Source organism: Luteibaculum oceani, assembly GCF_007995015.1.
Classification (GTDB): Bacteria; Bacteroidota; Bacteroidia; order Flavobacteriales_D; family Luteibaculaceae; genus Luteibaculum; species Luteibaculum oceani.
In genome coordinates this window covers 1-6,466 of the sequence record NZ_VORB01000017.1, presented here as the reverse complement: position 1 = coordinate 6,466, position 6,466 = coordinate 1, and the positions used below count along the sequence as shown (strand labels likewise).

Annotated in this window: 2 protein-coding genes; both read left to right on the top strand. The window is 41.0% G+C overall.

The window, feature by feature from the left end; all coding sequences use genetic code 11:
* The first annotated feature begins 312 nt into the window (after positions 1-312).
* Positions 313-1,509: a hypothetical protein gene (locus FRX97_RS12075; RefSeq protein WP_147015481.1), complete on the top strand. Its 1,197-nt coding sequence runs from the start codon at positions 313-315 to the stop codon at positions 1,507-1,509.
* Between the two features lie 54 nt (positions 1,510-1,563).
* Positions 1,564-6,466, top strand: a 4,903-nt coding sequence (locus FRX97_RS12070; protein ID WP_147015480.1) for a PKD domain-containing protein, incomplete at its 3' end; no start/stop codon positions are given.

Below are 6,466 nucleotides of genomic sequence, written 5' to 3'. Positions count from 1 at the left end.
AAACTCCATCGGAAATACACGACGGAATTATTAACCCGCTGACAACCTTTTTTAGGAATAAAAATCAATCGTTAACTTTAACCAGGAATTAAAAATAAACCTGTCAACTTTTTTCAGGACGGGACACATCCTTCATCAGTTCATCCTTCATCAATTCATCAGTTCATCCCTTCATCCCTATCACCCTAAATCTACAACTACACTTAAACTTTATTAACCCATAATTAAGATTCCAACTTTCCGCAACATCATTTTTTGAACTTTTGTTTTTTTTTTTTGTGATTTCGCTCAAATTTTAAACAAACCTAAATCATGAAAAAAGTTTTATCCCTCTTTGCAGCGCTTTGCCTTTTAACTGCTTGTAACAAGGAAAAATTAGACGAATTTGTAATTGATAATCCTAATCAAATAAAATCCAATGGTTTTGTTGACCCAATCGTTGAACCCGCTCAATACCGCACGTCAGGTAGAAATGTTGTTCTAGGAATTTATGAGGCTACGCCTAATTACTATATTACATCTGTTGATCTAAAAGAAGGGGATGGTGTCACATCCACCGAATACAATTATGTACCAAAATTTGAATGTGTTGTATTTAAGGATGAGAACAACCCTTCTGATGACTTCCTTGTTGTTAACCCCAGAGCGGTTACATTAGGTTATAATGGTTCCATTTTTATAATTCACCAAAATAATCTTTATGTTTCCCTGGACATTGATGCTTTGGGTGACGCCCTTCAAAATGGTACGATTAAGGGTGAAGTCGGTAGTATTTATGAATTAACTAAGCGTTTGGGTGAACTCCCTACCAATCCCATCACTAATAGACCACAAATTATCTTTATTAATGTAGGTGAAATACCTCCACTTATGGCAGATATTACTACGATAAAAACGGCGTTACATGACGTGTCTTTAACGGAAAGCGACCTAAGCGTAATTAATACAACAGACATTATATATATGACAAATGGGAATGGATCCGGTGGTGATTTATACTACTTCGAGTTGGATTACAAAAGAATCGCTTCTAGAAATAAATATACCTTGAATGAAACAAGCAATCTTCTTTCTGGAGTTTCAACAATTAATAGCACCTGGTATAGAATCTCTTCCGATGAGAACAACCTAATAACCTGGTCTCTTAGCGAAGGCGAAATAAAGGGATATAATTTAAATTATAATAATGGGAATATTTCTGTAGGAAGCGATTTTGTAATCGGGAATATTGGCAGAATTAATCGGTCTCAAAAGCCTGCTGATATTGAAGGAGAAACATTTGTTGTAAGGGGAGAAAACAATCACCACGTTGACAACTTAGAGGGCTATTTTCATTACAGGGAAGACAACTCTTCCAACCATTTTTGGTATGGATCAAATAATGTTGAACAAAATGTTAACCACAAAACTTCAGTTATAACCTACACTTCTAACAAAGATGAAGCTTATAATTTAAGAGATTTAGGAACTGTAAACTACCAACCAATAATTGAGGCCCAACCCATTTAATTAATTTAATTTTAGGCCCATGGAGAAACATCCATGGGCTATATCTAATTGAGAATGCGCTTTTCCTTTCTGATAGGATTATTTATTTGTTTACAAATAAGTGGGCAAGAAATTGAAGGACGTCAGTTTATTTTACCCCTTTTTGCTCCATCAGCACCATCTGGATTAAGCAATTCCTTTTTCATTGAATCCGCGTATTGCATTGATTCAGTGGAATGGTCTATTCCTTCACTAAAAATTAAAGGATATGTTAAGGTTGAGCCTGGAATACGGACAGAAGTTAAGGTACCGAATTTTATAAATGGCAATGGTTCATTCAATAAACCAATTTCCTTGCCAAATCAATCAAAAAAAGATAATAAAGCCATTCATTTCAATTCACCTAAGCCCATCGTTATAAGTCAAGTTGGAGCTTATGATGGTTATGGATTGAGGGCTTTTCCTATTTCATCCCTAGGAAATTCCTATCATCTTGGTGGAATCTCCAATTCTATCAATTGTGAAAACCGAAATATTTCGGAAGGAAATTTAATTGGCTATGTGGTTGCATCTCAAGATTCAACTGATATACGAATTGATTATACATCCAATGGTCAAGCTTCAAATTATAAATTAACCCTTAATAAAGGTGAAGTATTCTACTGGAAAAACGTATCCAATTGCAAGGATCTGTATGGTTTTAAGGATTTGAATTGTAAAACCTTGGCGGAGAATCACATTTCTTCATCCAAACCAATTGTAGCTGGAATTTATGGAGACCTTATCCTGAATATTGGGAATAGTGGAGGTAGTGAATTAACATGTGCTCAACTTTTACCCATAAATTTTTGGGGTACTAAATACCTTTTTAATCAAGGTTTTTCGAGAGATTCTGTTATAAACCCGGAAAGAATTTGTAATACTCCAGATGTAAAAAATAATAACAACTTCATTCAAATAGTTGGATATTGTAATGACTCGATTCTAATTACCTATTCAGATTCTATTATCAAAACAATTATCCCTGGAAATCCAAACTGCGTTTCCGGGTTTTCATCATTTCTAATAGAGTTACCAAACAATTTACCTCAATGGGGTCAACCTTCGCCAATTACAATCATATCGAAAAAACCTATCCAAGTAATATCTCTTTCAAAAAGTTTTAATCAAGATCAAATTGTTGATCATGAAATCTCCTTGTTATTACCTTCATCTACTTGGAGCAATACTTCATTCTTTTCTCCAATTCGTTTTGAGAGTTCAATAAAAAGTTCCTTGGCACTTATTTATATAGAAGGAAACACAATGGATGATAAGATTTCCTTAAATGGCAAACCCCTTAACAACTTTCCCAAATATCAAAATCAATTATCCGATTTTACAGTTTACAAATACAATTCAAATCTAAACTCCAAGGGTATAAAAATCACAAATAACACCTCTAAACAGATTTACACTGAGTATCATTTCGAGCTAAATGCCTTTAAACCAAAATCTGTATCCTTTGAAGGCGCCCTCTCCCTCGACACCATCCCCTCCCTCTGCGACCAATGCGCAGAAATAGAAATTCGAGGGCCTTCTAATCTTTGTTCGGGGGATACCCTTCGCCCTTCGGTTGATCTGCTCACTTTTCTCGAACCCGAAGACCTCTCCTATTTCTGGGATTTTGGAGATGGTACTTCCTCCACGCTGAAAAATCCTAAGCACCTTTATGCTCAAGCTGGCACCTACACCATTACTCTGCGCATTCAAAGCGGTAATGCCTGCTTCCTCTTTGCCGAGAAACAAGTCCAAGTAGAACATATTGCGATTAATCTTTCTTTCCCAGATTCTGTTTGTAGCCCCAGCGATATTTTAGTACAACACCCGATGCAATCGGCCCTAGATTCGGTGCAAGTGCAGTACTATAGCTCAGATCCCTTCCCGCTTTCCATTCCCGATTTAGGAGTACCAGAAAACTGGGATGGCACCCTCGCCTCCGCCGATTCAGCATTGGTTTCTACCATTAACATTGCCCCTTCTTACCCCGTACCGGGCAACATAGACTCAGTCTGCGTTAACCTCAAACACCCGTACATAGAAGATGTAAAGCTCTTTTTAATCTCACCCCAAAATATTGTCTACCCCCTACTTACCAACCCTAATAGCAATGGACGGGCCAACTTGAGAAAAACCTGTTTTTCAGCTTCGGCTTCTACTCCCATTCAAAATGCCAAAGCACCCTACACTGGTGCATTCTTACCCGAGGGTGGGTCTTTCCCCTCTGGCGGTATAGGATCCTCGGTTTCGGGAGACTGGAAACTTACCGTGGGCGACCGTACTTCGCTCTACACTGGCCAGCTGCTCAACTGGTCTATCTACGTTTCCTCTGCCAACTTTGTAGATTACAGCTGGTCTAACAATACCAACCTGATTAGCCCACCAAATAGTCAAGGCGAAAGCGTAATTCGGGTTACCGAACAAGACACCTTTTTACTCACCTCCACCTCCCTTGCAGGTTGTTCCCGAGTGGATACCATAGCTCCTTTTGTTGGAAGAAACCCCGTACCTCTCTCCCACCGCGACACTCTGCTTTGTAACATCTACAAAGACTTCGATTTAAATCAACTCATTACCGATTCACTAAAGCTTTCTGGTGGGGTTTGGACTATCCTTGGCGGTAACCCCGCTAATCTTTCGGGTTCTCTTTTCGATAACCGCGGGATTCCTGCCGGTGATTACCAGTTTCTTTACACCCAAGATATTTTCTGTGGAAAAGACTCCGCTTTGGTGAATGTTACCGTGACCGAACTTCCCTTTTTAGGTCAAAATGCTATTGACACGCTATGCGATACCGAAAATCCTCTGGATCTATTTCCCTACCTAGGAAACGATGTTACTTCAGGTGGATTTTGGACCAACTACGACGGAGTGCCAGAAGCAGCTTTTGCAATCAATACCGGTATCGTTGATCCTAGATTCGTTCCCGAAGGCAATTACTTTTTCTACTACAAAGTTCCCGTTGCAGGTTGTCCAGCCGACTCCTCCAATGTCAACCTTCAAATCCATCACCAACCCGATGCAGGTTCTAACGGAGATACCATCATTTGTGAATCGGGGATTCCCCTTACCCTGCTCACGGTACTTAACGACAACCCAGAAACAGGTGGTACCTGGACCGACTTAGATAATTCAGGTGGATTAGATGGACAGCTGTTCCGAGGAATAGACACGCCCAATAATCCTAACGAACAGACCTTTACTTTCGACTATACCATCAAAGGAAAAAAAGCCTGTATCGATTCTTCGGCATTGGCTACCGTTCGTGTTATTGCCGCTCCAGAGCTTACCTTCTCAGCGGATTTCCCTATTCTTTGTAAAGATTCTGCTGTTACCATTACCGCTACTATGGTTGGAAACGGTCCTTTCGATCTTGAAATCTCCGATGGCAACGGAAATACCTATCCTGCGCTTAACGAGCTACCGGTAATTAATTCCTATCAGTTCTCTCAACCGCTTTCTGATATCACCACCTTTTCGGTAACCCGAATGATAGACAATAGCTCTCTGCGTTGTCCTATCGTAAAACCTGCAGCCATCGAAGTGGGCGTATTCGAACCCATCGTAGCAAAACTCATCGAAGAAGACTGTATCCTCAATCCCGATGGAATCTCTTTCCTTGGATTTACACCCGTTATTGAACTCTCTGGTGGAGATGGAACCAACTACCAGTACGATCTTTTTGTAGATGGCAATCTGGTGAAATCTGGAGCGTCAGCTCCTAGTGCGGTTCACCGTTTAGATACTCTTCCAAACGGAGTGGAATATTCCTATCGTTTCTACGATGGATCAAACTGTCCGGATGTAGAGGCTGTATTTAACCGTCGACCAAGAAAATACTGTGAGTGCGCCACTTTTGCCGGTACTATGGATATAAATCCACTGGAGTTTTGTGAATATGAAACCGCGGTGGTGCCTAACGTATCCAATTCTTTCCTGGAGCCCGAAGACACGCTTTATTACATCCTTCACGATAGAGCAGGTATCGTTTTGGGAGAGCGTTTAGATTCTAACCAGTTTCCTTCCTTCGATTATTTCCCTGCGCTAGAGTTCAACAAGACCTATTACATTTCTCCTATTGCAGGAGATCGCCTAGGTGGCGGAATCGACCCCATTGATACCTGTGTATCGGTTGGAGATGGTACGCCGATTATCTTCCGTCCACAACCTGCTGTTAGCTTTAGCAGTTTGGGTGGAGACATCTGCGAGGGCGATATCTTTGAACTTGGCTTTGAATTTACCGGTAACGGGCCCTTTAGACTACAAGGAACCGCTACCAACTCCAAAGGGACTTCGGTGCTCGATTACAGCTTCTTGCCCGATTCGGGATCGCTACCGCTAAACCCATTGGAAAACACCGTGTATCGCTTTACGCGACTTTCTGATGGCAATGCCAATACCTGTGAGCTGAATTTCGATACGCCCATAGCCGTTAATGTATTCGATCTTCCACGCGTTTCAATTACCGATCCCGATGAAATTAACATCTGTGAAGGTTCTTCTACTCAAATCAACGTAGCCATTACCGGCGGAACGGGACCTTATCGCATAGAATTCCTTAAAAACGGTACTCCTTTTGGAAATCCCGTAGTGACCAATAACAACAGTTTCCAACTCAATGTATTCGAGGGAGGACTGTATCAAATCAACGCCATTCGCGATGAAGGTGCCAATTGTGGCGGGCTGGTACTCGATGGATCAGTACGTGTTGTAGTTAAAAAACAACCCTTTGCCAATGCAGGGCCCAGTCCCATTGAAGTGTGTGGAAGTTTCACCCAACTCGATGCGACCCCTTCCTTTGGAAAAGGAGCTTGGCGACTGCCTTCAGACGGTTCTTTTACCTTCTCCAATAACAAGCAATCGAAAACCTTTGCCTTTGTTCCCGAGCCGGGTGAATACCAGTTCATTTGGGAAGAAACCAATGCACCTTGTCCCGTTT

What these genes read in the sequence shown, in the direction of transcription:
- FRX97_RS12075 (WP_147015481.1), top strand. Translation starts at nt 313, where the DNA reads ATGAAAAAAGTTTTATCCCTCTTTGCAGCGCTTTGCCTTTTAACTGCT.